General features: G+C 74.2%; 24 protein-coding genes. 7 read left to right on the plus strand and 17 right to left on the minus strand.

What is annotated here, in order from left to right:
- Positions 1-165 precede the first annotated feature (165 nt).
- Together ABT092_RS12630 and ABT092_RS12635 are read left to right on the plus strand one after the other, a co-directional pair.
- A complete protein-coding gene (locus ABT092_RS12630) occupies positions 166-597 on the plus strand; it encodes a MarR family transcriptional regulator (protein WP_351243094.1) in 432 nt (143 codons plus the stop codon).
- A gap of 182 nt (positions 598-779) precedes the next feature.
- Positions 780-2,903 carry an MMPL family transporter gene (locus ABT092_RS12635; RefSeq protein ID WP_502968432.1) on the plus strand — a complete coding sequence of 708 codons (2,124 nt, stop codon included), beginning with the start codon at positions 780-782 and terminating at the stop codon, positions 2,901-2,903.
- 59 nt (positions 2,904-2,962) lie between these two features.
- On the opposite strand, the gene ABT092_RS12640 is transcribed toward ABT092_RS12635, so the two are convergent.
- Complete coding sequence (locus ABT092_RS12640) at positions 2,963-4,531, minus strand: MFS transporter (protein ID WP_351242857.1); 1,569 nt, start codon at positions 4,529-4,531, stop codon at positions 2,963-2,965.
- A 340-nt stretch (positions 4,532-4,871) separates the two neighbouring features.
- Positions 4,872-6,218 (minus strand): UDP-glucose dehydrogenase family protein, encoded by a 1,347-nt coding sequence (locus ABT092_RS12645; RefSeq protein WP_351242859.1) that lies wholly within the window; start codon positions 6,216-6,218, stop codon positions 4,872-4,874.
- A 240-nt stretch (positions 6,219-6,458) separates the two neighbouring features.
- On the opposite strand from ABT092_RS12645, the gene ABT092_RS12650 reads away from it, so the two are divergent.
- Positions 6,459-7,640: an acyl-CoA dehydrogenase family protein gene (locus ABT092_RS12650; protein ID WP_351242861.1), complete on the plus strand. Its 1,182-nt coding sequence runs from the start codon at positions 6,459-6,461 to the stop codon at positions 7,638-7,640.
- An 82-nt stretch (positions 7,641-7,722) separates the two neighbouring features.
- On the opposite strand, the gene ABT092_RS12655 is transcribed toward ABT092_RS12650, so the two are convergent.
- The 8 genes from ABT092_RS12655 to hutU form a co-directional block, all read right to left on the minus strand.
- On the minus strand, positions 7,723-8,031 hold the full coding sequence (locus tag ABT092_RS12655; RefSeq protein WP_351243096.1) for a hypothetical protein: 309 nt from the start codon (positions 8,029-8,031) through the stop codon (positions 7,723-7,725).
- Between the two features lie 64 nt (positions 8,032-8,095).
- Positions 8,096-8,605: a DUF6879 family protein gene (locus ABT092_RS12660; protein ID WP_351242863.1), complete on the minus strand. Its 510-nt coding sequence runs from the start codon at positions 8,603-8,605 to the stop codon at positions 8,096-8,098.
- Complete coding sequence (locus tag ABT092_RS12665; RefSeq protein WP_351242865.1) at positions 8,589-8,786, minus strand: hypothetical protein; 198 nt, start codon at positions 8,784-8,786, stop codon at positions 8,589-8,591. The genes ABT092_RS12660 and ABT092_RS12665 overlap by 17 nt, the downstream gene beginning before the upstream one ends.
- Positions 8,787-8,940: 154 nt before the next feature.
- Positions 8,941-9,621, minus strand: a complete 681-nt coding sequence (locus tag ABT092_RS12670; RefSeq protein WP_351242867.1) for a class I SAM-dependent methyltransferase — start codon at positions 9,619-9,621, stop codon at positions 8,941-8,943.
- A 183-nt stretch (positions 9,622-9,804) separates the two neighbouring features.
- Positions 9,805-10,284, minus strand: a complete 480-nt coding sequence (locus ABT092_RS12675) for a GNAT family N-acetyltransferase (RefSeq protein WP_351243098.1) — start codon at positions 10,282-10,284, stop codon at positions 9,805-9,807.
- 64 nt (positions 10,285-10,348) lie between these two features.
- Positions 10,349-11,710, minus strand: a complete 1,362-nt coding sequence (locus tag ABT092_RS12680; protein ID WP_351242869.1) for a formimidoylglutamate deiminase — start codon at positions 11,708-11,710, stop codon at positions 10,349-10,351.
- Entirely contained in the window at positions 11,707-12,927 is a 1,221-nt protein-coding gene (locus tag ABT092_RS12685) for an allantoate amidohydrolase (protein WP_351242871.1), read from the minus strand. The genes ABT092_RS12680 and ABT092_RS12685 overlap by 4 nt, the downstream gene beginning before the upstream one ends.
- Positions 12,924-14,582, minus strand: coding sequence for a urocanate hydratase (hutU, locus tag ABT092_RS12690; protein WP_351242873.1), 1,659 nt, complete (start codon positions 14,580-14,582; stop codon positions 12,924-12,926). The genes ABT092_RS12685 and hutU overlap by 4 nt, the downstream gene beginning before the upstream one ends.
- A gap of 143 nt (positions 14,583-14,725) precedes the next feature.
- Here hutU and ABT092_RS12695 point away from each other — a divergent pair, with 143 nt between their 5' ends.
- The 4 genes from ABT092_RS12695 (at position 14,726) to ABT092_RS12710 (ending at position 17,861) form a co-directional block, all read left to right on the plus strand.
- On the plus strand, positions 14,726-16,135 hold the full coding sequence (locus ABT092_RS12695) for a type III PLP-dependent enzyme domain-containing protein (protein ID WP_351242875.1): 1,410 nt from the start codon (positions 14,726-14,728) through the stop codon (positions 16,133-16,135).
- 234 nt (positions 16,136-16,369) lie between these two features.
- Positions 16,370-16,783 carry a hypothetical protein gene (locus tag ABT092_RS12700; RefSeq protein WP_351242877.1) on the plus strand — a complete coding sequence of 138 codons (414 nt, stop codon included), beginning with the start codon at positions 16,370-16,372 and terminating at the stop codon, positions 16,781-16,783.
- A 97-nt stretch (positions 16,784-16,880) separates the two neighbouring features.
- The gene (locus ABT092_RS12705; protein WP_351242879.1) at positions 16,881-17,396 is read left to right on the plus strand and encodes a roadblock/LC7 domain-containing protein; all 516 of its coding nucleotides are present in this window, start codon (positions 16,881-16,883) and stop codon (positions 17,394-17,396) included.
- 90 nt (positions 17,397-17,486) lie between these two features.
- The gene (locus ABT092_RS12710) at positions 17,487-17,861 is read left to right on the plus strand and encodes a roadblock/LC7 domain-containing protein (RefSeq protein WP_351242881.1); all 375 of its coding nucleotides are present in this window, start codon (positions 17,487-17,489) and stop codon (positions 17,859-17,861) included.
- Positions 17,862-17,876: 15 nt separating this feature from the next.
- Here the strand turns inward: ABT092_RS12710 and ABT092_RS12715 are convergent, their stop codons facing one another.
- The 7 genes from ABT092_RS12715 to ABT092_RS12745 all read right to left on the minus strand — a co-directional run bounded on the left by ABT092_RS12715 (position 17,877) and on the right by ABT092_RS12745 (position 25,431).
- A complete protein-coding gene (locus ABT092_RS12715; RefSeq protein ID WP_351242883.1) occupies positions 17,877-18,560 on the minus strand; it encodes a hypothetical protein in 684 nt (227 codons plus the stop codon).
- 151 nt (positions 18,561-18,711) lie between these two features.
- Positions 18,712-19,578 (minus strand): MurR/RpiR family transcriptional regulator, encoded by an 867-nt coding sequence (locus tag ABT092_RS12720; RefSeq protein WP_351242885.1) that lies wholly within the window; start codon positions 19,576-19,578, stop codon positions 18,712-18,714.
- A gap of 234 nt (positions 19,579-19,812) precedes the next feature.
- Complete coding sequence (gene alaS / locus ABT092_RS12725) at positions 19,813-22,467, minus strand: alanine--tRNA ligase (protein WP_351242887.1); 2,655 nt, start codon at positions 22,465-22,467, stop codon at positions 19,813-19,815.
- Between the two features lie 240 nt (positions 22,468-22,707).
- Positions 22,708-23,385 (minus strand): HAD family hydrolase, encoded by a 678-nt coding sequence (locus tag ABT092_RS12730; RefSeq protein WP_351242889.1) that lies wholly within the window; start codon positions 23,383-23,385, stop codon positions 22,708-22,710.
- Positions 23,382-23,927, minus strand: coding sequence for an orotate phosphoribosyltransferase (locus ABT092_RS12735; protein ID WP_351242891.1), 546 nt, complete (start codon positions 23,925-23,927; stop codon positions 23,382-23,384). The genes ABT092_RS12730 and ABT092_RS12735 overlap by 4 nt, the downstream gene beginning before the upstream one ends.
- Complete coding sequence (locus ABT092_RS12740) at positions 23,924-24,538, minus strand: SLOG cluster 4 domain-containing protein (RefSeq protein WP_351242893.1); 615 nt, start codon at positions 24,536-24,538, stop codon at positions 23,924-23,926. Before ABT092_RS12740 ends, ABT092_RS12735 begins: the two co-directional genes overlap by 4 nt.
- Positions 24,535-25,431: a hypothetical protein gene (locus ABT092_RS12745; RefSeq protein WP_351242895.1), complete on the minus strand. Its 897-nt coding sequence runs from the start codon at positions 25,429-25,431 to the stop codon at positions 24,535-24,537. The genes ABT092_RS12740 and ABT092_RS12745 overlap by 4 nt, the downstream gene beginning before the upstream one ends.
- Positions 25,432-25,444: the final 13 nt, after the last annotated feature.

Consider the following 25,444-nt stretch of genomic DNA (forward strand, 5'->3'; position numbering starts at 1 on the left):
GCCCCCGCCCCCCCGCGCGCGGGCCGCCCCCGCCCCCGGCGCGCCCGCCCCCCCCCCCCCCCCCCCCGGGGGGGGGGGGGGCCCCCCCCCCCCGCCGCGGCCGGTACGCTTCCGGGCGTGGACGGCGAGAACGGGGTGGGGAACGCGGGGGCATCCGACCGGCTGATGGCGCTGGCGGTGTCCTTGCGGCGGGTGAACGGCGAGATCGACCGGCTGACGCGCGCCTTCGCCTCGGCGCACGGTCTGCACCCGACCGACGTGAGCGCGCTCGCGATGGTGCTGGACGCGGACCGGCCGGTCACCCCGGGGATGCTGGGGGCCCGGCTGGGACTGACGTCCGGGGCGGTCACCGCCTGTCTGGGCCGGCTGGAGCGCGCCGGTCACATCCGCCGCACCCGGGACGAGGTCGACCGGCGCGTGGTGCGCGTCGTGTACGTGGACGAGGCGCGACTGGCCGCGCGGGCCTTCTTCAGGCCGCTGGCGGTCGCCGGAGAACGCGCGCGGGTCCGGTTCGAGGACGCGGAACTCGCCGTCGTGCTGCGGTTCCTGGACGCGTTCAGCGAGGAACTGGCCCGTCTGGACGAGCCCCCGCGCTGAGCGTCGCCACCGGGTGCGGCGGGCCGTTCGCGCACCGGTCGTCGCAGAGGCGCGCCGGACTCCTCCCCGGCGCGGAGGGGGACCGGTTGCCGGCCCGTCCCCCCGGTCCCCTACCATCGCGAACATCTCACTCCATCAAGATGTTGAGCCCGGGTGAGACCGTTGCCCCGTCGAGACAGCGGATGTGTCCCGTGCCCAAGCCCACCCGCCCCGCCGGCTCCTCCCGCGCCGCCCGCCTGCTGATCCCGCTGGTCCTCCTCGTCACCTGGCTCGAGGTCGGCGGGGTGCTCGGCCCGTACGCGGGACGGCTCGGCGAGGTCGCCACCAACGACCAGGCCGCGTTCCTGCCCCGTAGCGCCGAGTCGACCCGGGTCATCGACGTCCAGGAGGACTTCCGGCAGGGCGAGTCCCTGCCGCTCGTCGTCGTGTGGACCGCACGCGGGGACGGCGCCCCGCTGCCCGAGGCGGCACGCGGAGGGGCCACCCGGGTCCTGACCGGACTCGCCGGCGCGACCCCCCTCGCGGGGGCCGCCTCCCCCGCGCTCGCCTCGGACGACGGCCGCGCGCTGCGCGCGGTGGTGCCGCTGCGCACCGACCTCGACGACGGACTGGCCGACGCCCTGGACGAGATCGGGGCACAGGCCCGGACCGTGCCCGGGACCGTCGTCCACCTAGCGGGTCCGGCGGCGGCCCAGGCGGACCTCAAGAACGCGTTCTCCGGCATCGACGGCCTGCTGCTGGGGGTCGCCCTGGCCACGGTCCTCGTCATCCTGCTGCTGGTCTACCGCAGCCTCCTGCTCCCCCTGCTGATCATCGTGGCCGCCGTCCTCGCCCTCGCCCTCGCCTGCGCGGTGGTGTACGCGCTCGCCGAACGCGGCGTCGTCCGGGTCGACGGCCAGGTGCAGGGCATCCTCTCGATCCTGGTGATCGGCGCCGCCACCGACTACGCGCTGCTGCTGACGGCCCGGTTCCGGGAGGAGTTGACCCGCGGGGACGACCGGACGGCGGCCATGCGGGCCGCGCTGCGCCGCTCGGCCGGTCCGGTGCTGGCCAGTGCGGCCACGGTGGCGCTGGGGCTGCTCGCCCTGCTGCTGAGCGATCTGACCAACAACCGCGCCCTGGGCCCGGTCGGGGCCGTGGGCATCGTCTGCGCCGTCGCGGCGGCGCTCACCTTCCTGCCCGCCGTCCTCGTCCTGCTGGGACGTGCGGCCTACTGGCCCGCGCGCCCGTCCCGCACCGACGGGGAGGCGCGCGGCGGCTCGCACCGGCTCTGGCGCCGGGTCGCCGACCTGGTGGACCGCGCCCCGCGCCGGGTCTGGGCACTCACCCTGGCCGCCCTGCTCGCCTGCGCGGCCTTCGCCCCGACGCTGACCTCGCGCGGCGTGCCGCTGGACGAGACCCTCGTCGGCGAGGCCCCCTCGGTGACCGCGCAGGCCGTGCTGGGCGAGCACTTCCCCGGCGGTTCGGGCAGTCCCGCCGTCGTGGTCGCCCGCGCCGACGCCCTGGAGCCGGTCACCGCAGCCGCCCGGCAGGTGCCGGGGGTCGCCTCCGTCCTCCCGACCACGGCCGGCGACCCGGGCGGCCCGCCGCTGGTCGCCGACGGCCGGGTGCGCCTCGACGTCACCCTCGCCGACCCCGCCGACGGCGAGGCGGCCGAACGCACCGTGACCGCGCTGCGCGAGGCCGTCCACGCGGTGCCGGACGCCGAGGCGCTGGTCGGCGGGGTCACCGCGCAGCGGATCGACACCCAGCGGACGGCGGCGGCCGACCGCGCCCTGATCGTGCCGGTCGTCCTCGCCCTCATCCTGGTCATCCTCACGGCGCTGCTGCGCTCGCTGCTGATGCCGCTGCTCCTGGTCGCGACGGTGGCGCTGAACTTCTTCGCCACCCTCGGCGTGGCCTCCCTGGTCTTCACCCACCTGTGGGACTTCACCGGCACGGACGCCTCGGTGCCGCTGTACGGGTTCGTGTTCCTGGTGGCGCTCGGGGTGGACTACAACATCTTCCTGATGTCCCGCGTCCGGGAGGAATCGATCCGCCTCGGCACCCGGGAGGGGCTGCACCGCGGTCTGGTGGCCACCGGCGGGGTCATCACCTCCGCCGGGGTGGTCCTGGCCGCGACCTTCGCGGCCCTGGGGGTGATCCCGCTGGCCTTCCTGATCCAGATCGCCTTCATCGTGGCCTTCGGGGTGCTCCTGGACACCCTGGTGGTCCGCTCCCTGCTGGTCCCGGCACTGGTGCGGCAACTGGGCCCCCGGGCCTGGTGGCCGGGGGGCCCGGCCGGCTTCCGCTCCCCCGCCGCCTAGCCGGCCGCGGGCAGGTCGCCGCCCTGCGGGGCCGGACCGCGGGCGGCGGCGGACCCCGGTCACGGGGGCGGCGCGGTGGCGGTGCCGGGCGGGAAGAGATGCCGGACCCCGAGGGATTCCCGGGCGAGTGCCTCCGCGGCGGCCTCCAGGTCGCGGTCGGCTCCGGTGAGGCGCCCGCCGTGCTGGCTCAGGTGCTCGCCCCAGGACCGGACGGCGAACAGTTCGACGATCCGCTCGGGGTCCGCACCGTCCTGGTACACCGACCAGTCCATCGCTCCGGTGCGTCTGCGGGACTCGCGTACCGCGTCCAGCGCGGTGAGGAAGGGGGCGAGGCGGTCCGGCGCCACCCGGTAGGTCTTGATCACCAGGACGGGGCCGTCGTCGGGATGCGGCTCCACCAGGAGCATGGGCTCCGGCCAGTGCAGCGAGGGGGTGCGGTCCAGGTGTTCGGTCGCCGCCGGAACCGGCCACCACAGCACGCTGAGCGCGCACAGGAGCAGGCCGGCGGCGGCCGTGAGCAGAGTGGCGGTCAGGCCGGCCGCACCGGCGACCAGCCCCCACAGGAAGGAGCCCAGGGCCTGCCCGCCCATGAACACCACCAGGTAGGCGCCGAGCCCCCTGGCCCGCACCCATTCGGGCAGGACCAACTGGAGGGAGGCGTTCAGGGTGGACAGTACGGCGAGCCAGGCGGCCCCGGCGAGGAGCAGCGTCGCGCTCACCACGAGCGGGTCCCCGACGAGCCCGAGCACCGCGCACGCCCCGGCGAACACGGTGCCGGAGGCGGCCAGCACCTGGTTGGCCGTGTGGCGGGCACGCAGGGCGGGCAGCCCGACCGCGCCGATCACCGCCCCCAGACCGAGTGCGCCGAGGAGGATCCCGTACCCGGCCGATCCCAGCCCGAGCGGTCCGCTCGCCGCGAGCGGCAGCAGAGCCCACAGTGCGCTGGCCGGGACCACGAAGAGCACGGAGCGCAGGAACAGTCTGCGGACGATGGGCGCGTACCGGACGTAGCGGGTTCCGGCGCGCAGTGCCGGAACGGCTCGTTCTGCGCGCAGCGTCGTCGTCGCCACCGGACGGTGCCAGGCGAGGAGCACGGCGACCACTCCGGCGAAGGACACGGCGTTGATCGCGAACACTGCCGTGGGCCCGGACCACGCGACGAGTACGCCGCCGACGGCCGGGCCGACGGCGCGGGCCACGTTGATGCTCATGCTGCCCAGCGCCACTGCCGCCGGGATCTGGGCCCGGGGAACCAGTTCGGGCTGGACGGCCTGCCACGCGGGCCCGGCGAGGGCCTGGCCGCACCCCAGGACGAACAACAGCAGAAGGAGCACGGCGGGGTCGGTCGCCCCCAGGGCGGTGACCACGGCGAGGGCGGCCGCAGCGACGGCCATGCCGGTCTGGACAGCCACCAGGAGCCCCCGCCGGTTCAGCGCGTCCGCGAGGATGCCGGCGGGCACGGAGAGGAACACCGCGGGCAACAGACCCGCGGTCTGCACCAAGGGCACCAGCGTCGCGGCGTTCGGCGCGGACACCAGCATCCACTGCGCGCCCACCATCTGCATCCACGTCCCGAGGTTCGACCCGAGCTGCGCGATCCACAGGGCGCGGAACACGGGCCTGGCCATCGGCGCCCACGCGGACGACCGCGGCCCCTCAGCGGTGCCGTCCCGCCTCCGTCTGCCCACGTGTCCTCACCACTTCCCGGCAGCCGCACCGCCCGGAACGCCCGGCGTCGCCCCCAGGCCGTGGAGCACTCGCGCCGCCCCGAACCGCTCGGCGGGTCGGGGCGGCCCCGTCGTGGCCGACTGCCGAAGTCCACGCTGCCGCAGACGCCCGGGCCCGGCGAGCTCACCGGCGTGCCCGGGTGAACCGGTCCGCGCCGACCGGCGACGAGTCCGTCCTCCTCGTGCTCGACGCCCGGCAGGTGGACTCACGCGGCTGGCCCGTCGCCGGGACGGCCCCCGCTCAGGCCGTGGGGCGCCCCATGGCCCGGAACGTCCAGCCGGCCCGGCGCCACACCGCCGGGTCCAGGGCGTTGCGCCCGTCCAGCAGCACCCGTTGACGGACCACGGCGCCCAGCTCCTCGGGGTCCAGCTCGCGGAACTCCCGCCACTCGGTGAGGTGCAGCACCGCGTCGGCGCCGCGGGCCGCCTCCTCGGCGGAGTCCGCGTAGCCGAGCGTCGGGAACAGCCGCCGCGCGTTCTCCATGCCCTTGGGGTCGTACACGGTGACCTGTCCGCCCTGGAGGTGGATCTGCCCGGCGACGTTGAGCGCCGGCGAGTCCCGCACGTCGTCGGAGTCCGGCTTGAACGCGGCGCCCAGCACGGCGATCCGCCGCCCGAGGAACGGCCCGCCGCCGAGCGCCTCGCGCGTCATCTCCACCATCTGCCCGCGCCGGCGCATGTTGATGGAGTCGATCTCGCGCAGGAACGTCAGCGCCTGGTCGGCCCCCAGTTCCCCGGCCCGGGCCATGAACGCCCGGATGTCCTTGGGCAGGCAGCCGCCGCCGAAGCCGATCCCGGCGCGCAGGAACTTGCTGCCGATCCGCTCGTCGTGGCCGATCGCCTCGGCGAGCTGGACCACGTCCCCGCCGGCGGCCTCGCACACCTCGGCCATCGCGTTGATGAAGGAGATCTTGGTGGCGAGGAAGGAGTTGGCGGAGGTCTTCACCAGTTCGGCGGTGGGGAAGTCCGTCACCACGAACGGGGAGCCCTCCGCCACGGGCGCGGCGTACACCTCCCGCAGCAGCTTCTCGGCCCCGGCGCTGCGCACCCCGACCACGATCCGGTCCGGGTGCAGGGTGTCCTGGACGGCGAACCCCTCGCGCAGGAACTCGGGGTTCCACGCCAGCTCGACCCCGTCCCCGGCGGGCGCCAGCTCCACCAGCCGGGCGGCGAGCCGGTCCGCGCTGCCCACCGGCACCGTCGACTTGCCGACCACCAGGCAGGGCCGCTCCAGGTGCCGGGCCAACGACTCGACGGCGGAGTCGACGTACGACATGTCGCAGGCGTACTCGCCGTGCTTCTGCGGGGTGTTCACGCAGACGAAGTGCACCTCGCCGAAGGCGCCGACCTCGGCCCAGTCCCGGGTGAACCGCAACCGTCCGGTGGACCCCTCGATCCCGGCGACGTGCCGCCGCAGCAGTTCCTCCAGCCCCGGCTCGTACATCGGCACGCGCCCCTCGCTGAGCAGGGCGATCTTCTCGGGGACGACGTCCAGGCCCAGCACCTCGAAGCCCAGCTCGGCCATGGCGGCGGCGTGGGTGGCGCCGAGATAGCCGGTTCCGATCACGGTGATCTTGAGGGGGGCCATCAGTGCTCCGGGTCCGTAGCGAGGGGGGCGGGTTCAGCGGGTTCCGGGGTGCCGGTCGCGCCCGGCCGAGCATAGTCGGGCAGGTGGCGGCGGCAGCGGTCGAGTGGGGCGCCGCCGCACGGTTCGCGCCAGCGGGGACGTGTCGTCCAGGTCACCTGGTCCCGACCCGGTGCGCGCCCTAGGATGCGGGGTACTCATCGAGTTACTTAACGGTAATTAGCGACCTGGGAGCGTGGGCCCGTGGCTGGTTCGGCAGGCAACCCGGCATTCGACCTGTACCGGCCGTCCGAAGAGCACGACCTGCTCCGCGAGACGGTCCGCGCCCTCACGGAGGCGAAGATCGCCCCGTTCGCCGCCGCCGTCGACGAGGAGGCGCGCTTCCCGCAGGAGGCCCTGGACGCCCTGGTCGCGGCCGACCTGCACGCGGTGCACGTGCCGGAGGAGTACGAGGGCGCTGGAGCGGACGCCCTGGCCACGGTGATCGTGATCGAGGAGGTGGCCCGCGCCTGCATGTCGTCCTCCCTCATCCCGGCCGTCAACAAGCTGGGCTCGCTGCCGGTGATCCTCTCCGGCTCCGAGGAGTTGAAGCGCCGCTACCTGCCCCCGCTGGCCCGCGGCGAGGCGATGTTCTCCTACTGCCTCTCCGAGCCGGACGCCGGTTCGGACGCGGCCGGGATGCGAACCCGTGCCGTCCGGGACGGCGACACCTGGGTGCTGAACGGCGTCAAGCGCTGGATCACCAACGCCGGCGTGTCCGACTACTACACGGTCATGGCGGTGACCGACCCGGAGCAGCGCACCCGCGGCATCTCGGCGTTCGTGGTGGAGAAGTCCGACGAGGGCGTCACCTTCGGCGCCCCCGAGAAGAAGCTCGGCATCAAGGGCTCCCCCACCCGCGAGGTGTACCTGGACCAGGTCCGCATCCCCGCCGACCGTATGATCGGCGCGGAGGGCACCGGCTTCGCCACCGCCATGAAGACCCTGGACCACACCCGCATCACCATCGCCGCGCAGGCCCTCGGCGTCGCCCAGGGCGCGCTCGACTACGCCAAGGGCTACGTCCGCGAACGCAAGCAGTTCGGCAAGCCGGTGGGCGACTTCCAGGGCGTCCAGTTCATGCTCGCCGACATGGCGATGAAGCTGGAGGCGGCCCGCCAACTCACCTACGCCGCCGCCGCCAAGTCCGAGCGGGTGGCCGAGGGCGGCACCGAGGACGACCTCACCTTCTTCGGCGCGGCGGCCAAGTGCTACGCCTCCGACGCGGCGATGGAGATCACCACCGACGCGGTGCAACTCCTCGGCGGCTACGGCTACACCCGTGACTACCCGCTGGAGCGGATGATGCGGGACGCGAAGATCACCCAGATCTACGAGGGCACCAACCAGATCCAGCGGATCGTGATGGCCCGCAACCTGCCCTGATCGGGGATTTCGCAGTTCAGCGACGGTCTCATCGACTCAAGTGGGAGCCCCGGCCGCGGCCGGGGCTCCGCTGTCGCCTCGTTCACCCGACGGGACAGGCCAGTTCGGGCATCGAGCGGTTCGGGGAACACGTCACGACGGCCAGGGACAGGTACGAGGGACGTTCGAGGTAGAAGCCGTGGGCCACGTCGCCTCCCTCCCTCAAACGCTCGGCGGCACGGTCCACGAGGAGCGACAGTCGGTCGGCATCCCGCTCCGCCACCGAGGCGAATCGGGGCGCGTACTCGGCGAGCCCTTCCCCCGCTTCCTTCACCTCACCCCAGGTACCGCTCACCAGGCTGATCTTGGTTTGACTCATGTTGCAGCGGAGCGCCAGGCGTTCCCCGCTCAGCCCCGAAGCACGACGGAGGCCCCGAAGGGCCTCCGCGAGGTTCTGCCGTTCCCGGTCCTGGGTCTCAGGTTCGATGGGCACGGAAGGGTACTGCGCTTTCCGACGCCAGGTCCCGCCACATGAGGTACTGGGCGAGGTTCGGTTCGGCGATCAATTCACGGTTGATCTGTGTTCCGTCCGAGCGGTAGTTCAGGTGCACCACGACCGATTCGTCGAACATCCAGAAGTCCTGTCGAGGGAGGTCGACGTTCTCGTTGGTGAGGTCCAGGATGCGGATGCCCTCCCCGGCCCGGATGTTGCCCGGGATTCCCCAGGCGAACTGGTAGCGCTGGTAGTCCGTGAGCGGCTGGCGGACGACCCGGACCCGGCCGATGGTCTTGCCCGACGCCACGGCGTCCCGCACCGTGCCGTGCCAGTTCGCGTTGTGGTCGTCCGGCTTCGGCTCGCCCCGCAGGAAGCGGGCGAAGTTCTCCGCCTCCGCGGGCATCGTGTACGTCGGCTGCACTTCGAGTCGCCAGGCCGACCGCTTGAAGTCCCGGAACATCGCTGCCCAGGGTTCACCATCCAAGAGCACGTGCGGCCTCCTTCAAGACCCGCCCGGGCAGCACGACGATCGCTTCGCCCTGCGGAGCGGGGTGGTCGGTCACGTACCCCTGTACGGCGATGGTGTCGGGCTGGTCCGTCCTGAAGACGTTGGCGCAGTCGCCACCGTCACACTGCGGATCTTCGCCCGCAACCTTCTCGGTCAGCTTCATGGAGCCCCCTCCGGCTGTGTGATCGACAAGCTACGGAGTGTCGTCAGGCGGGGCAAGCGCGGCGGGCGTCCAGTCACGTTTTCGCATAACTCCGCTGCGAGCAGCCGTCGATGAAGCAGCGCGGGGCGTGGAGCGGTGCCGGCGCGAGCACGTCCTACCCCCCGCGCACCCCCCGCACCAGCAGCGTGCCCAGTCGGCGGGCGCCGTGCCGGGGCGGGGGCAGGAGGACGGCGGTCACCTCCTCGAAGCCGTGTTCCTCCAGCAGGGCGACCCAGGTGGGCGCCGGGTAGTCCCAGCGCTTCACCACCGCGGGGTCCTCGTCCGGGCCGCGGGCGACGTACGACGCCTGGCAGCCGTAGCAGCCGTCCACGGCGGGGTGCTGCGACATCGCGAAGACGCCGCCGGGGGCGAGCGCCCCGTGCACGGCGGGCAGGAGCTGTCCGGGGGCGGTGGAGTAGGCGGCGCCGAACACCGAGTACACGGCGTCGAAGGGGCCGGTGGGGTGGGCGAGGAAGGCCAGGGCGTCGCCCCAGTGGAGTTCCATGCCAACCACGTCCTCCCAGTGCTCGCGGGCCCGGGCGAGTTGGACGGCGGAGGCGTCCACGCCGACCGCGCGCATGCCGAGCGCGGCCAGGTGGGCCAGGTTGCGGCCGGCGCCGCAGCCCAGGTCCAGGACCCGCCGCCCGGGGCGCAGGGCGAGCACCTCGGTGCCGGGGCCGTGGCCGGGGTGCAGGGTCCAGCCGAAGGAGGTGGTCGGGGGCGGGGCGGTCGCCGTCAGCGCCGGCGGGCCGTTCCTCGGGTACGTGGTCCAGGGGGCGCTGCGGGGAGGCGTCACGTGCGTTCCGTTCCGGTTCGGGGCCGTTCGCTGGTTCCAGCGTGGCACCGTGCGCGGTCGGTACGGGCGGGTCCGGGGTGGTTCGCCGGCCGGTCACCCGCTCGTCCACCGTCCGGGAGGGGCGGTCGAAAGGGTGACCGCAGGTGATTCGCAAGCGGGTTCGGTGGGTTGCGCCCGGCGTGGTCAGGGTGCGGTCAGGGCGGTCAGGGTCAGGAGCAGTTCCTCGATCTCCTCGCCGCGGGCGGCGGCGAAGCTCCGCTCGCGGCCGGTCACCGTGAACCCGCAGGCGTGCAGCACCCGTAGCGAGCCCGCGCTGTCGGCGGCGACCCGCGCGTGCAGGGGGCGTTCGGGGACGGTGACGAGCAGGGCGCGCAGGGCGGCGGTGGCCACGCCGCGGCCCCAGTGGGCGCGGCCGATCCAGTAGGTGACCTCGCGCTCGTCCGGGGGGCCGTACACGGCGGCGTGGCCGAGGAGTTCGCCGTCGGCTCCGGCGGTCACCGCGCGCAGCACCACCTGCGGGTCGGTGCGGATGCGGCTCCAGTGGGCGTCGAAGCGGGTGCGGTCGGTGGGGTCGTCGGCGGTGAAGGCGGCCATGCGGAGGGCCTCGGGCTCGATCGACTGGGCGTGGAGGGCCGGCAGGTCGGCGTCGCGGACCTCGCGCAGGACGACGTTCGCGGTGACGGTTCCTCCCCACCCCGAGGGATTCGCACGGGTGTACGGGGCGAGCCTAGCCGCTCAGTGCCGCGATGGCCTCGCGGAGCGCTGCGGCCGGGTCGGGCACCGTGGTGTGGACGCCGTCGCGGACCACCTGCCGGCCGGCGACCACGGTGTGGCGGACGTCGGCGGCGGTGGCGGCGAACACGGCGGCCTCGGCGACCAGGCGGGGCGGGGTGCCCGCGGTGCGGACGGTGTCGAGGGCGACGGTGGTGAAGTCGGCGAGGGCGCCCGGGGCGAGGGTGCCGCCGTCCGGCCAGCCGAGGGCGACGTAGCCGGCGGGCGAGGCGGCGTGCAGCAGGGCGGCGGTGGTCCAGTGGCCGCGGATGCGGGTGCGCAGCCGCTCGTTCAGCTCCAGGGCGCGGGCCTCCTCCAGCGGGTCGATGACGGCGTGGCTGTCGGAGCCGAGGCTGAGCGGGGAGCCGGCGCGCTGGAGGTCCCGGGCGGGGCCGATGCCGTCCGCGAGGTCGCGTTCGGTGGTGGGGCACATGCAGGTGCCGGTGGACGAGGAGCCGATGAGGTCGATGTCGGCGGAGGTGAGGTGGGTGAGGTGGACGCCGGTGGTGCGGGGGCCGAGGACCCCGTGGTCGGCGAGGAGCCGGGCGGGGGTGCAGCCGTACGCACGGTGGCAGGCTTCGTTCTCGGCGGGCTGTTCGGAGACGTGGACGTGCAGCGGGGCGCCGCGTTCGGCGGCCCACTGCACGACGGGGCCGAACTGGTCGGCGGGCACCGCCCGGACGGAGTGGATGGCGGCGCCGATGCGGGTGTGCGGGGATTCGCGCAGGGCCGAGGCCCGTTCGGCCCAGGCCCCGGCGGAGCCGTCGGAGAACCGGAGCTGGTGGTGGGTGGGGGGTTCGCCGAAGCCCGCGGAGAGGTAGGCGGTGTCCAGCAGGGTGAGGCGGATCCCGGCGTCAGCCGCGGCTTCGACCAGGGCCTCGCCCATCGCGTTGGGGTCGGCGTAGCGGGTGCCGCCCGGGCCGTGGTGCAGGTAGTGGAACTCGCCGACGACGGTGATCCCGGCGAGCGCCATCTCCGCGTACACGGCGCGGGCGAGGGCGTGGTAGGTCTGCGGGTCGAGCCGGTCGGCGACCGAGTACATGACGTCGCGCCAGGTCCAGAAGGTGCCGGAGCCGGCCTGGACCCGGCCGCGCAGGGCCCGGTGGAAGGCGTGGGAGTGGGCGTTGGCGAAGCCGGGCAGGGTCAGTCCGCGCAGCACTTCGGCGCCGGGCGGCGGGGTGGGCACCTCGGTGCGGACGGCGTGGACGCGGCCGTCCGCACCGGTCTCCAGGAGGACGCCGGGTTCGGCGGACGGGTCCAGCCAGGCGTACTCCAGCCAGTAGGTGCGCGGCACGGCGGAGCCCGGTTCCGGCGTCATCGGCATGCGAGTCCTTCCAGTACGTCGGTGAGCGCGGCCACCCCCGCGAGACAGTCGTCCTCGGTCGCCCGTTCGGCCGGGGAGTGGGAGACGCCGGTGGGGTTGCGCACGAACAGCATCGCGGTCGGGACGCTGCCGGCGAGGATTCCGGCGTCGTGTCCCGCGCCCGTGGCGAGGACGGGCACCGGTGGGCGGGTGCCGTCGCGGGTGAGCAGCCGGCCGAGTTCGTCACGCAGGGCGTGGGCGAACTCGACCACGGGGGTGAAGGACTCGCGGGTGACGGCGAGCCGGACGCGGTGCCGGTCGGCGTGGTCGCGGGCGGCCCGTTCGACGGCGGAGACGACCCGGTCGAGGGTCGTCCGGTCGGCGGCGCGGGAGTCCAGCCAGCCGCGGACGAGGGAGGGCACGGCGTTGACGCCGTTGGGTTCGACGGCGACCTTGCCGAAGGTGGCGACGGCGCCGGCGCTCCTCGCCGCCTCGCGGGCGGCCAGGACGGTGGCGGCGTAGGGGAGCATCGGGTCGCGGCGGTCGGCGAGCCGGGTGGTGCCGGCGTGGTTGGCCTCGCCGTGGAAGTCGAAGCGCCAGCGGCCGTGCGGCCAGATCGCGGCGGCCACGCCGACCGGGTGGTCGGTGAGGTCGAGGGCCCGGCCCTGTTCGACGTGGAGTTCCACGAAGGCGCCGATGCGGGCGAGCCGTTCGGGGTCGGGGCCGATGGCTTCCGGGTCGTGTCCCGCGGCGGCCAGGGCGGCGGGCAGGGTGGTGCCGTCGGCGTCGGTGAGGGCGAACGCCTGCTCCCGGGTGAGGTGTCCGGCGGTGAGGCGGGAGCCGACGCAGGCCAGTCCGAAGCGGGCGCCCTCCTCGTCGCCGAAGTTGACGATGCCGAGGGGGCGGGTGAACCGCGCGCCACGGGCCAGGAGTTCGTCCAGGGCGGCGAAGGCGGAGACCACGCCGAGGGGGCCGTCGAAGGCTCCGCCGTCCGGGACGGAGTCGAGGTGCGAGCCGGTCACCACGGCGTCGCCGACGGTCGGGTCGCCGTGCCAGGCCCACTGGTTGCCGTTGCGGTCGACCTCGTAGGCGAGGGCGCGCCGTTCGGCCTCGGCGCGGAACCAGGCCCGGCACTCGGCGTCGGCGGGGGTCCAGGCGTGGCGGCGGTAGCCGCCGGTGCGCGGGTCGCGGCCCAGGGGGGCGAGGTCGCGCCACATCCGGTGGAAGCTCATCCGTCCTCCCGCATGGGGATGCGCACGCCCTGCCGGGCGGCGACGCGTTCGGCGCTCTCGTAGCCGGCGTCCACGTGCCGGATGACGCCCATGCCGGGGTCGTTGGTGAGGACCCGGCGGATCTTCTCGCCGGCGAGCGGGGTGCCGTCGGCGACGGTGACCTGGCCGGCGTGGATCGAGCGGCCCATGCCGACGCCGCCGCCGTGGTGGAGGGAGACCCAGGAGGCGCCGGAGGCGACGTTGACCATGGCGTTGAGCAGCGGCCAGTCGGCGATGGCGTCGGAGCCGTCGCGCATGGCCTCGGTCTCGCGGTAGGGGGAGGCGACGGAGCCGCAGTCGAGGTGGTCGCGGCCGATGACGACGGGCGCGGACAGCTCTCCGCTGGCGACCATGTCGTTGAAGCGTTCGCCGGCGCGGTCGCGTTCGCCCTGGCCGAGCCAGCAGATCCGGGCGGGCAGCCCCTGGTAGGCGACGCGCTCCCCGGCGAGGGTGATCCAGCGGCGCAGCGACTCGTTCTCGGGGAAGAGGTCGAGGACCGCACGGTCGGTGGCGGCGATGTCCTTGGGGTCGCCGGACAGGGCGGCCCAGCGGAAGGGTCCGCGGCCCTCGCAGAACAGCGGGCGGATGTAGGCGGGGACGAAGCCGGGGAAGTCGAAGGCCCGTGCGTACCCGGCGAGTTGTGCCTCGCCGCGGATGCTGTTGCCGTAGTCGAAGACCTCGGCGCCGGCGTCCTGGAAGCCCACCATGGCCTCGACGTGCCGGGCCATGGACTCGCGGGCGCGGGCGGTGAAGCCGGCGGGGTCCTCGGCCGCGTACGTCGCCATGTCGGCGAGGTCGACGCCGAGCGGGAGGTAGGCGAGGGGGTCGTGGGCGGAGGTCTGGTCGGTGACGATGTCGACGGGCGCGCCCTCGGCGAGGAGCCGGGGCAGCACCTCGGCGGCGTTGCCGAGCACCCCGACGGAGAGCGGGCGGCGGGCGTCGCGGGCTTCGACGGCGAGCCGCAGGGCGTGGTCGAGGGAGTCGGCGCGCACGTCGAGGTAGCGGTGCTCGATGCGGCGTTCGATGGCGCGCGGGTCGCAGTCGATGCAGAGGGCGACGCCGTCGTTCATGGTGACGGCGAGCGGTTGGGCGCCGCCCATGCCGCCGAGTCCGGCGGTGAGGGTGATGGTTCCGGCGAGGGTGCCGCCGAACCGTTTGGCGGCGACGGCGGCGAAGGTCTCGTAGGTGCCCTGGAGGATGCCCTGGGTGCCGATGTAGATCCAGGAGCCGGCGGTCATCTGCCCGTACATGGTGAGGCCGAGGGCTTCGAGGCGGCGGAACTCCTCCCAGTTGGCCCAGTCGCCGACCAGGTGGGAGTTGGCGATGAGGACCCGGGGCGCCCACTCGTGGGTGGTCATCACGCCGACCGGGCGGCCGGACTGGACGAGCATGGTCTCGTCCTGCTTGAGGGTGCGCAGGGTGCGGACCATGGCGTCGTAGGAGGCCCAGTCGCGGGCCGCCTTGCCGGTGCCGCCGTAGACCACGAGCCGGTCGGGGTGTTCGGCGACCTCGGGGTCGAGGTTGTTCTGGAGCATGCGCAGGGCGGCTTCCTGCGGCCAGCCGAGGGCGCTGCGTCCGGTGCCGCGCGACGCTCGTACGGGGCGGGGTCCTGACACGGTCTGCCTCCTCGCGGCGGGCCCGCCGGAGGGGCGCCCGCACTCCCATGACAACTTTCCATTCACATCCTGAAGTTCTGAATAGAGCTAGTCAATAGGGCGGTGGGGAAGCCCGCGCGCCCGAGCGGTGGTTCGCTGGACGCATGCCTCCCACGAGCGAACGCGCCCCGCACCCCCGAAGCGACGCGGCCGCCCTGGTCGCCCGCCGCGACACGGCCGTCCGCGCGGCCGTGGCCCGGGGCCTGGTCACCGACCGGGAACCGCTGGTGGCGCTGATCGACGTGACCGGCGTGCGCACCGCCGCCCGGGCCCTGCACGCCGCCTTCGCCGCCGCCACCGCCCCCGGCACCGAGGTGCTGCACACCTTCGCGGTGAAGGCGTGCCCCCTGGTCGCCGTGGTGCGGCTGCTCGGCGACGAGGGCATCGGTGCGGAGGTCGCGAGCCCCGGCGAGCTGGCCCTCGCCCGGGCCGCCGGCACCCCCGCCGAACGGACCGTGCTGGACTCCCCCGCCAAGACCCCCGCCGAACTGCGCGAGGCGTTCGCCCTCGGCATCGCCGTGAACGCCGACAACCTCCAGGAACTCGCCCGGCTGGACGACCTGGCGGTGGCGTACGGGCCGGCCGGCGCCGACCGGCTGCCGCCGCTGGGACTCCGGGTGAACCCGCAGGTCGGCGCGGGGACCATCGACGCCCTGTCCACCGCCACCGCCACCGCCAAGTTCGGCGTGGCGCTCGGCGACCCGGGGGGACGCGAACGGGTGGTGCGCGCCTTCCTGGACCGGCCCTGGCTGACCCGGCTGCACGTGCACAGCGGTTCGCAGGGGGTGCCGGCGGACCTGATGGTCGAGGGCGTCGCCCGCACCCACGCCCTGGCCGAGGAGGTCAACGCCCGCGCCGGGCGGCTCCAGGTGGACACGGTGGACCTCGGCGGCGGGCTCCCCGTCGACTTCGCCTCCGACGACCCGGACCCCGGCTTCGCCCGCTACGCACGGCTGTTGGCGCACCGGGTGCCGGCCCTGTTCGACGGGCGGTACCGGCTGGTGACCGAGTTCGGCCGGGCGCTGCTGGCCAGACCCGGGCTGGTGCTGAGCCGGGTGGAGTACACCAAGTCGGCGGGCGGGCGACGGATCGCGGTCACCCACGCGGGGGCGCAGATCGCGGCCCGCACCGTCTACGCCCCCGAGCAGTGGCCGCTGCGCGTCGCCGGGTACGACGCCCGGGGCGTGCCGCTGGCCACCCGGCCCGAGGTGCAGGACGTCGCCGGGCCGGCCTGCTTCGCGGGCGACCTGATCGCCCGCGGGCGCACCCTGCCCCGACTGTCCCCGGGGGACCACGTCGCGGTGCTGGACACCGGCGCGTACTTCTTCGCCCACCCCTACGCGTACAACGCGCTGCCCCGCCCCGCGGTGTACGGCTTCCTCACCGCACCGGACGGCGACCCCGCGGCCGGAACCCCGGACGGGGTGAGTTTCGCCACGGTGCGCAGCGCCCAGACGATCGCCGAGGTGGTGGCCGAGGCGGGCGGCGAGCACCCGGACGGGCTGCTGTTCTGAGCCCCGGCCGGCGGGACGGGCCCCGCACGGAACCGGGCGACCGACCGCCCCGACCCGACCGGAACCCTTCGTTCGGCGATCGCCTCCGATCAGTTCACGCACGTTCCGGAGGAAAGTGCCGGCTCGGCACATCAGACACGTGTGCGTAGAGTAGCCTTTCGATTACCGGGTCCACGGCAGAGGTTCCGGTGCCGATGCCACGACGCCCGAGCGGGCCCAGGGGAGGAAACCGGCGTGCCCGGAATCGATGCGTGCCTCCAGGAGGCGATGGCGCTGCCCGGAGCCCGGGGAGCGGCCGTCGTCGACTGGACCAGCGGCCTGGCCCTCGGCGCCCTCGGCGAAGCCTCCGGCGGGGACCACGAGGTGACGGCGGCGGAGACCGCCGACATGGCCCGCGCGGCCGTCGAGTACACGGTCTTCGCGCCGCCCGCGCCCCGCGCGCTCGGCGACCTCCCCACCCCCACGGCCCCGCCCGCGGTCGAGGACCTGCTGGTCACCACCGCGACCGCCTACCACCTGATGCACTTCGCCGACGCGGCGTTCGACACCCACGCCTTCGTGTACCTGTGGCTCGACCGGGACACGGGCAACCTCGCCCTGGCCCGCATGCGCCTGCGGGACCTCGCACGGGGACTGGTCCTGGAGTGAGCCCCCGCGACGACGAGGGGGCGCCCCGCCCGTGCCCGGCCGCGGGGCCCCGCCCCGGGCCCGGCGCGCATCGGCAGCGCCCGAGAGGAGAACGTTGATGGCCGCCGAAGCCGACATACTCGGCGAACTGCGAGAACTGCGCGCCCGGGTCCCCCAGATCACCGGGGCGCTGCTCGCCAGCGCCGACGGATTCGTCCTCGCCCAGGACGCGGACGGCATCGAGACCGAAGCCGTGGCGGCCCTGACGGCCGCCGCGCTCGGCGTCGGCAGCCGCCTCACCGAGGCGACCGGCCGGGGCCCCTTCCTGGAGCTCCTGGTGCGCGGCACCCACGGCTACGCCGCCACCTACGCCGCGGGCCGGGCCGGCGTCCTCACCCTGGTCGCCGACGCCCGGGTGAACGTCGGCCGGCTGCACCTGGAGGGCCGCCGGTGCGGCGCCCGGCTCGGCGCGCTCGTCGAGGCCGCCGCCCGCGCCGCCGCACCCACCGCCGTGCCCACCGTGCCGCCCGCACGACGCCCCGACCCCGAGGCGCCCCGGCCGCCCCTCTCGCCCCGCCCGGTCAGACATCCGGGATCCCCGGGCCAGTGGGGTCCGCCCGTCCACCGAGCCTGAGCCGGCTCCCCCCGGGGCCGCCCCCGCACGCCCCGGCACACCGAACGCCCGACGTCCGCACGCCCTCGACCACCAAGGAGTCAGCTCAAGATGAGCACCACCGAAGCCGCCCTCAAGGACATCACCACCTCCATCGAGGGGTTCATCGGCGCGGCCCTCGTCGACTACACCAGCGGCATGGCCCTGGGCACCGCGGGCGGCGGCAAGGACTTCGACCTCGCGGTCGCCGCCGCCGGCAACACCGACGTGGTCCGCTCCAAGTTCCGCACCATGGAACTCCTGGGCCTCCAGGACGAGATCGAGGACATCCTGATCACCCTGGGCACCCAGTACCACCTCATCCGGCTGATCCGGGGCCGCGGCCACAGCGGACTGTTCCTGTACGTGGTGCTGGACAAGGGCCGCGCCAACCTGGCGATGGCCCGCCACCAGCTGCGCCGCATCGAGGCCGAACTGGAGATCTGACGGGGAACCGGCCCGTCAGCGGGCGGCCAGGCGGCGGGCGCCGCCCGGAGCCGCGTCGCCCGCGCCCGGCCCGGTCGTCCGCAGCGCCCGCACCGCGGGCCCCACGGGCCGGCCCCCGCGGGCGTCCAGCCAGTCGATGCGCACCCACCACAGCACCCCGTCCCCGGCCTCGCGGCGGCCGATCCGGACCGCCTTCAGCCAGCGGCCGACGCCCACCCCGGCCAGCAGCATGCCGAGCGCCGCGGGCACCGCGACCGAGGAACCCGCCGCGACCAGGAACGCGAGCACCAGCCACCAGCGGTGGCCGCGGCGCCACGCCCGTACGGTGACCGCCCGGTCCTGGAGCACGTCGTGCCGCCCCGCCCGTTCGGCCCGCCCGGCGAGTTCCGCGTACCGCCCGAAGCCCGTGCGGCCCACGACCGCAGCGGCGACCAGGAACAGCGCGGCCCCGGCGAACACCCCGATCCGCCGCCCGGTCAGCCCCGGCACCAGCAACCCCGCGCCGGCGGCCACCGCCCCCGCCCACCACAGCGGCGCCGCCCCGGCGCGCACCACCACGGCCACCCGCGCCAGCCCGTGGTTGCCCTGCCGTCCCCGCGCCCGGGCGCTCCGCCCGTCCCGGGGCACCCGGCCCGTGCGGTCGGTACCGGCGCCCCGGTCGGTTCCGTCCGTCGTGTCCGTGCCGTGTCCGCGCGCCATCCGCGCCTCCCGTTCCCGCTCCGGCCCCGGGCCCTCGCCCGCCGGCGGGACCGCAGGCTACCCGCCGTTCCTTAAGGCGCCATGAGGACGTGCGGGACCCGCCCCCGTACGGCGCAGCCCCGACCGGCGGGCCGGTACGGACCCGCCCGCGTCACTCCACGAACAGCGCCCGCGCCGCCGCCCGGGCGTCGAAGTCCTCCAAACGGGCCTGGGCCTCGGGCAGGGCGTCGCACATCGCCTCCAGGAGCACCCGGCCGAGCAGCATCGGGGCGCACGCCGTGTCGAAGGCCAGCCCGGTGCCCACCGGAGCGGGCAGCAGGACGTCGGAGAGGGCGGCCACCGGCGCGAAGGCGCTGTCCGCGACGGTCACCACCCGCAGCCCCGCGCCGCGCGCCTGTTCCAGGGCCTCGACCGTCTCCCGCGGGTACCGGGGCAGGGCGAAGCAGAGCAGTGCCCCGGCCCCGGCCGCCGCCGCCCGGTCGATCCGGTCCGCGAGCAGCGAACCGCCCCCGTCCAGCAGCCGGACGTCGGGGTGCACCTTGGCCGCGAAGTACGCGAAGCCGTACGCCTGGGCCGCCGCCGCGCGCAGCCCCAGCACCGGCAGCGGGCGGGAGGCGGCGAGCAGCGCCCCCGCCTCCCGCACCGGAGCCGGGTCGGCCAGGAGGGCGGCCAGATGGCGCAGATTGCCGATCTCGGCGTCCACCGCCTGCTGGTAGGCGGTGCGTTCGGGCCGCTCGACGGCGGTCTCCGCAGGGACGACCTCCCTCAGGTGGCGCCGGAGCGCGGGGTAGCCGTCGAAGCCGAGCGCCACCGCGAAGCGGGTCACCGAGGGTTGGCTGACCCCCGCGAGTTCGGCGAGTTCCACGCTGGACAGGAACGGCACCTCGGCCGCCCGGCTGACCATGCAGTGCGCCAGCCGCCGCTGGGTGGGGGTCAGCCGATGCCCCTCGAACAGCCTCCGCAGCCGCTGCGCGGCCCCCTCCTCGACCCGGCCCGCCTCGTCGCCCTGACCCCTCATGGTCGTCGGCTCCCCCTTCCCCGGCGCCCCGGCGGCGCCTCGTCCCTCCCCCCAATCTATTCAGGAACGACGACCCCTGCATGGCGGTATGCAGTACCGGTGGGCGCCGGCCGTGCCCGGCCCGTTGGGGACGCGCAACGGGCGGCCCGTACGAGGCGGGGCACGTCCACGCGCATCCGTCCTCCCGCCACCCGTACGCGGGGCTGATGGAAGTTCACGGACGGCGGTCCTGCGTCACTGGGTCAGCAGAGCGGTGGCGTCCTCGGCGGCCGCGGTGAGGGCCTGGTCGAGATGCTCGGGGCGGCGTCCGCCCGCGCTGGCGAGGGCGCCGGTGCCGCCGCCTCCCCCGCCGACGGTCTTCGCGGCGCGGGCGATGACCTGGGCGGCCTGGATACCGTGACCGAGCAGGTGCGGTGTGATGGCCGCGACGAGCAGGGCCTTGCCGGAGTGCTCCAGAGCCAGGATCACGGCCGCGGGCCCAGAGGGCAGATGGGTCAAGGTTTCGGAGGCCAGTTGCCGCAGCTCGTCCGGCGTGACTCCGGTGATCTTCTGGGCGACAAGCTGCCCGCCACCGGTCGGGCGCGCCTGTTCGGCAAGCCGTGCGGCCTGGGAGCCCAGTTCGATGGCCCGAAGCCGCCCCAGCTCGGCCTGGGCTGCGGCGAGGGAATCCAACCGCTTGCGCAGACCGTCGGGGGTATCGGCGGGTCGGGTGCCGAGCAGGCCGGCGAGTTCGTTCAGCAGGCGCCGTTCGGTGTCGAGGTGGCGGAGGGTGCCGTGGCCGGTGAGGGCTTCGACGCGGCGGAGGTTGGAGCCGATCGAGGATTCGGACAGGAGGCGGAAGGCGCCGACCTGGGAGCCGTGGGCCACGTGGGTGCCGCCGCAGAGCTCGCGGGAGAAGTCTCCGATGTCGACGATGCGGACGGTGTCACCGTACTTCTCTCCGAACAGGGCGATGGCGCCGGCGGCCTCGGCTTCGGCGCGGTCGGCGTACCAGGCCCGCACTGCCGGGTCGTCGAGGACGTGGCCGTTGACGGCCTGCTCGATCTGGTGAAGCTGGTCGGGGGTGAGGGCGGTGAAGTGGGCGAAGTCGAAGCGGAGCCGGTCGGGCTCGACGAGGGAGCCCTGCTGGCGGGCGTGCTCGCCGAGGGTGGCCATGACGACGGCGTGCAGGATGTGGGTGGCGGAGTGTGACCGCATCAGGCCGGCCCGGCGTTCGGCGTCCACGACGGCTTCGCCGCTGGAGCCGGTGCGGAGTTCGCCTTCGAGGACGCGGGCGGTGTGGACGCGGAAGCCCTCCAGGCCGTAGCGGGTGTCGGTGATCTGCAGGCGGGTGCCGTCGGTGAGGTCCAGGGTGCCGCTGTCGCCGATCTGGCCGCCGGCCTCGGCGTAGAAGGGCGAGCGGTCCAGCACGAGCTCGACCTCGACTCCTCGCCCGGCGGTGGTGACGACGGTGCCGCCGGAGATGAGGCCGGTGACGGTGGCCTCCGCCGTCAGGTGCTCGTAGCCGAGGAACTCGGTCCCGGGCAGGCGCGCGGCCAGTTCGCGGTAGGTGTCCATTTTCCTGAGGGCCTCGGCGGTCTTGGCCTTGCCGCCGGCCTTCGCGCGCTTCTTCTGCTCGTTCAGGAGCGCGGCGAAGCGGTCCTCGTCGACGGTCAGCCCGGCGTCGCGGGCGGCCTCGACGGTCAGCTCCAGGGGGAATCCGTAGGTGTCGGCGAGCTCGAACGCGGTCTCGCCGGGCAGGGCGGCCGAGCCGCTGTGCCGGGTGCGGCTGATCGCGGCGTCCAGCAGCCTCGTGCCCTGGGCGAGGGTGCGGGTGAAGGACCCTTCCTCAGCAGTGACGACCTGCTCGATCAGCGCTGCCTGTGTGGTCAGCTCGGGCCAGACGCTGCCGAGGTTGCCGATCACCGAGGCGGTGGCGGCGGGCAGGACGGGGCCGTCGATGCCGAGCAGACGCGCGTGGCGGATCGCGCGGCGCATCAGGCGCCGCAGGACGTAGCCGCGGCCGTCCTTGGCGGGCAGGACGCCGTCGGCGATCAGGAAGGCGATGGAGCGGGCGTGCTCGGTGACGACCTGGAAGGACACCTTCTCCTCGCCCTCGTCCGGGCAGGCCCGTCCGGCGAGGTCCTGGACGGTGTGGAAGGTGGGCAGGAGCAGGTCGGTGGTGCAGACGTTCTGGGCGTCCTGGAGGATGGCGGCGAGCCGGTCCAGGCCGAGGCCGGTGTCAACGCCCTTGCGGGCGAGCTCGCCGAGGACGGGGAAGTTGCCCTTCTTGTCTCCTTCGCCGCGCTGGAACTGCATGAAGACCAGGTTCCAGATCTCGACGTAGCGTTCGCCGTCGACAGCGGGGCCGCCCTCCTTGCCGAAGGCGGGGCCGCGGTCGTAGTTGACCTCCGAGCACGGTCCGCAGGGGCCGGGGACGCCCATGGACCAGTAGTTGTCCTCCATGCCCAGGCGCTGGATGCGGGAGGCGGGGACACCGATGCGGCGCCAGATGTGCTCGGCCTCGTCGTCGTTCTCGAAGACGGTGATCCAGAGCTTGTCCTTCTCCAGCCCGTACCCCTGGGTCAGCAGCTCCCAGGCGAAGGCGATGGCGTCCTCCTTGAAGTAGTCGCCGAAGGAGAAGTTGCCCATCATCTCGAAGAACGTCGCGTGCCGGTTGGTACGGCCGACGTTGTCGATGTCGGAGGTGCGGGCGCACTTCTGGATGCTGGTCGCGCGGGGGAAGAGTGGGGTGGTCTCGCCCAGGAAGTAGGGCTTGAACTGGTTCATCCCGGCGTTGGCAAGCAGCAGGGTGGGGTCGTCCGGGACCAGCGGGCTGGAGGGGACCGGCTGGTGGCCGCGGGAGGTGAAGAAGTCGGTGAAGGTCTGACGGATCTGCGTCGAGCGCATGGCTGGATGGCCTCACGGAGGAGTCACGGAAGGTGGGAGGGGAGATCACACGCCGAGCCGGGCCGAGAACTAGGGACTGAGAGGGTTCTCAGTTCTCCGGCTCGACGCAGATAGCTCGCGCCCCCATGGGCCGCACCTTGACTCCAGATCCGTTGATCACATCGGTGGTGCAGCAGATCACCAGAGGTGCTGTCCTGTCTGCTGCTCCAACGACTGTAGCGGGTCGGGAGTCAAGGTCGCTCAGCGTGTGCGTGTCGTCGCCGTGAGCCCGGTCGTCGGGCAGGATGTGAAGTCAAGCAGGCCGGGCCCGATCCGGATCGGATCGTCCAGGACCGCAGCGGCCCCGGCTGCCTTGAGGGCGGCGGGTCCGGCATAGCCCCACGCGGCCCCGAGCGGGGTGATGCCTGCGGCGCGGGCGGCGGCGATGTCCCCGACCGTGTCACCGAGGAACGCCGTCTCGTACGGGTCGGCACCGAGCTTGCCCAGGGCGAGCAGGAGCCCGTCCGGGGCGGGTTTGGCCGCGGCGTCTTCCCGGCAGACGGTCACGTCCAGCAGTGCCAGGACGGCCCGGGGCAGCAGCCAGGGCAGCCGGGTGCGGGTCTGCAGGGTGACGAGGCCCGTCGCGATCCCGGCGTCCTTGATCGCCGTCAGCCCTTCCAGCACCCCGGGGAACAGGGTGGTACCGGTGGCGGTGGCCAGGGCCGGGTCCCACCAGAGCGCGCAGAGCTCGTCCGCCTCGGCGACGCCGAGTCCGGTCAGGACCTGCACTCGCGGGCTGGTGAGTGCGTCCGGTGGCAGGTCGGCGGCGGTGACGCGGCGCCCGAGGGCGGCGGTAGCGATCCCGGCGAGGGTGGCCAGCATCGTGTGGCGGCTGTCCAGCAGGACCCCGTCCATGTCGAACAGCACCGCCCCCGTCACGACGCCGCCCCCTTGGCGGTGGGCAGGTCGGCCTCGGTCAGCAGCGAGTGGAGGGCGACACCGTGCTCGTCCAGCAGCAGTCGCCCGCCGAGCGGACGTTCCAGTACGCACAGCGCGTGGGCGACCGGAGCTCCGGCGACCCGCAGTATGCGGGTCATGGCCAGCAGTTGGCCGCCGGAGCGGACCACGTCGTCGACCAGGACGACCCGCCGCCCGGTGACGTCGGGGCCCTCGATCTGCCGCTTGGAGCCGTAGCGCTTGGACAGCCGCCTGAGGAACGCGGCCGGGAGCCCAGTCACGGCCGACAGGGCGATGACCAGAGGGACGCCGCCGAGCTCGATGCCGGCCAGTACCTCGGCGCCCTCGGGGACGAGGGCTGCCATCGCGTCGGCGACGTCGTGCAGCAACTGCGGGCGGGCGGCCAGGCGGTACTCATCGAAGTACGCGTCCAGTACCTGCCCGTCGGCCAGAGTGAACGTGTCGGCGACGCAGGCCGTCTCGGCTACCCGGGCCGCCAGGGTGGCGGTGGTGTCGGCGGTCATGCTCCGGCCTCCTTCTCGGCTGTCAAGGTGTGGAGCTGGGTGGCGAACGCGGCCGCCGACGCGATCGGGCTGATGAAGCCAAGCGGCCGGGTGGGCGTCTCGAACAGCCACTTCTCGCGCCGCAGGAAGGCCAGCAGTTTCAGCGCGGTGGGACCGGTGATCCAGACGGGAACGGATCGGATGTTGCCCGCGTAGTAGAGGGCAGCGGTCAGCTCGTGCAGGGTGCCGACCCCGCCGCCCATCGCGACCACCAGGTCCGCCGAGTCGAGGTAGCGGTTGAGGCGGGCGCCGATGTCGGGCAAGTGGACCTCGTCGGTGACGTACGGGTTGAAGTCGCCCCACTGGGTGTGCTTGTCGGCGAGGGTGACGGCGGTGACCGTGCCGCCCTCGGCCGCGGCCCCTTGGGCGGCGGCTGCCATCAGCCCGTTGTAGCCGCCGTGCAGCAGCGCGAACCCGGCCCCGGCCAGGGCCATGCCGACCTCTTCGGCGAGACGTTCCTCGCCCGGGGAGGCGGGGACCACGCCTCCGAAGAACGCCGCCGTCTTCTGCCGGCCCTGGGCCCCGTCCCGGCCGGTGGCCGGCACGGGGAGGCGGCTGGCCTGGGGCTTCACGCCAGCTCCAGGTAGGCGCGGTACGCGGTGATCGCGTCCGCCAGGCCGTCCAGGGCGTTCGGGCAGGCCCTCGTCGTCAGCGCGATCACCCGGTCCAGGGCGTCGTTGACGTCGGAGGCGTCCGGGACGGCCGGGGAGGTGATCGCGGCGTCCAGGTCGGCCAGGCAGGCCCGGCCGATCGGGGTGAGCGCGAGCTCCTCCCTCAGCTGGTACCAGCCCCAGAACCTGGAGGTCGGCGCGAGCGCGGTCTTGATCAGGTCCTTCGTCGCGGTGTGTAGCAGGTGCCACTCGGCGTAGGCGACGAACCGCTGACCGCGCTGGATGCGCTTGTGCAGCAGCACCGCCAGCACCAGGTGTTCGATCAGCAGCTCGGTGCACGAGCGCGGCCGGGCCGTCAGCTCGGCCACCTGAGTCTGGGCCTGCTCGATCTGGGAGGTGGTGATCTCCTGCGGCGGGCGCTGCAGCAGCATCTTGCCGCCGACCTTGCGCCGCAGGGCGGTGATCCGGGAGGCGGGCGCGATGTAGAGGTCGACCTGCTGGAGCTTGCCCTCGTGCTGGACGAGGAAGACGAACCCGATGCCACCGAGGTCCGCGACGATGCTGTCGCGCCAGCCGGGCAGCAGGGCCCCGGCCGCGACCGTCATCAGGTCGTTCAGGGCCGAGGTGAAGGCGGGCAGGTCGCGGTCGTGGACGCCGACGACGAAGTCGACGTCCGAGAGGCGGTCGGCGGTGCCGGAAGCGAGCGAGCCGCGTACCAGCAGGTGGGTGACGGCCGGGGAGGCCGACAGGAGGCCGGCGATGCGGGTCAGCAGCGGCAGCTGGGCGGGCCGGTTGGCCTCGGTGAGTTCGGCCAGGTGTAGTTCGGCCGGGGCCGGGGACAGTGCGGTGGGCATGAGCGGGAGTCCT

Source organism: Streptomyces sp. NPDC002490 (assembly GCF_040296045.1).
In the GTDB taxonomy this organism is placed as follows: domain Bacteria; phylum Actinomycetota; class Actinomycetes; order Streptomycetales; family Streptomycetaceae; genus Streptomyces.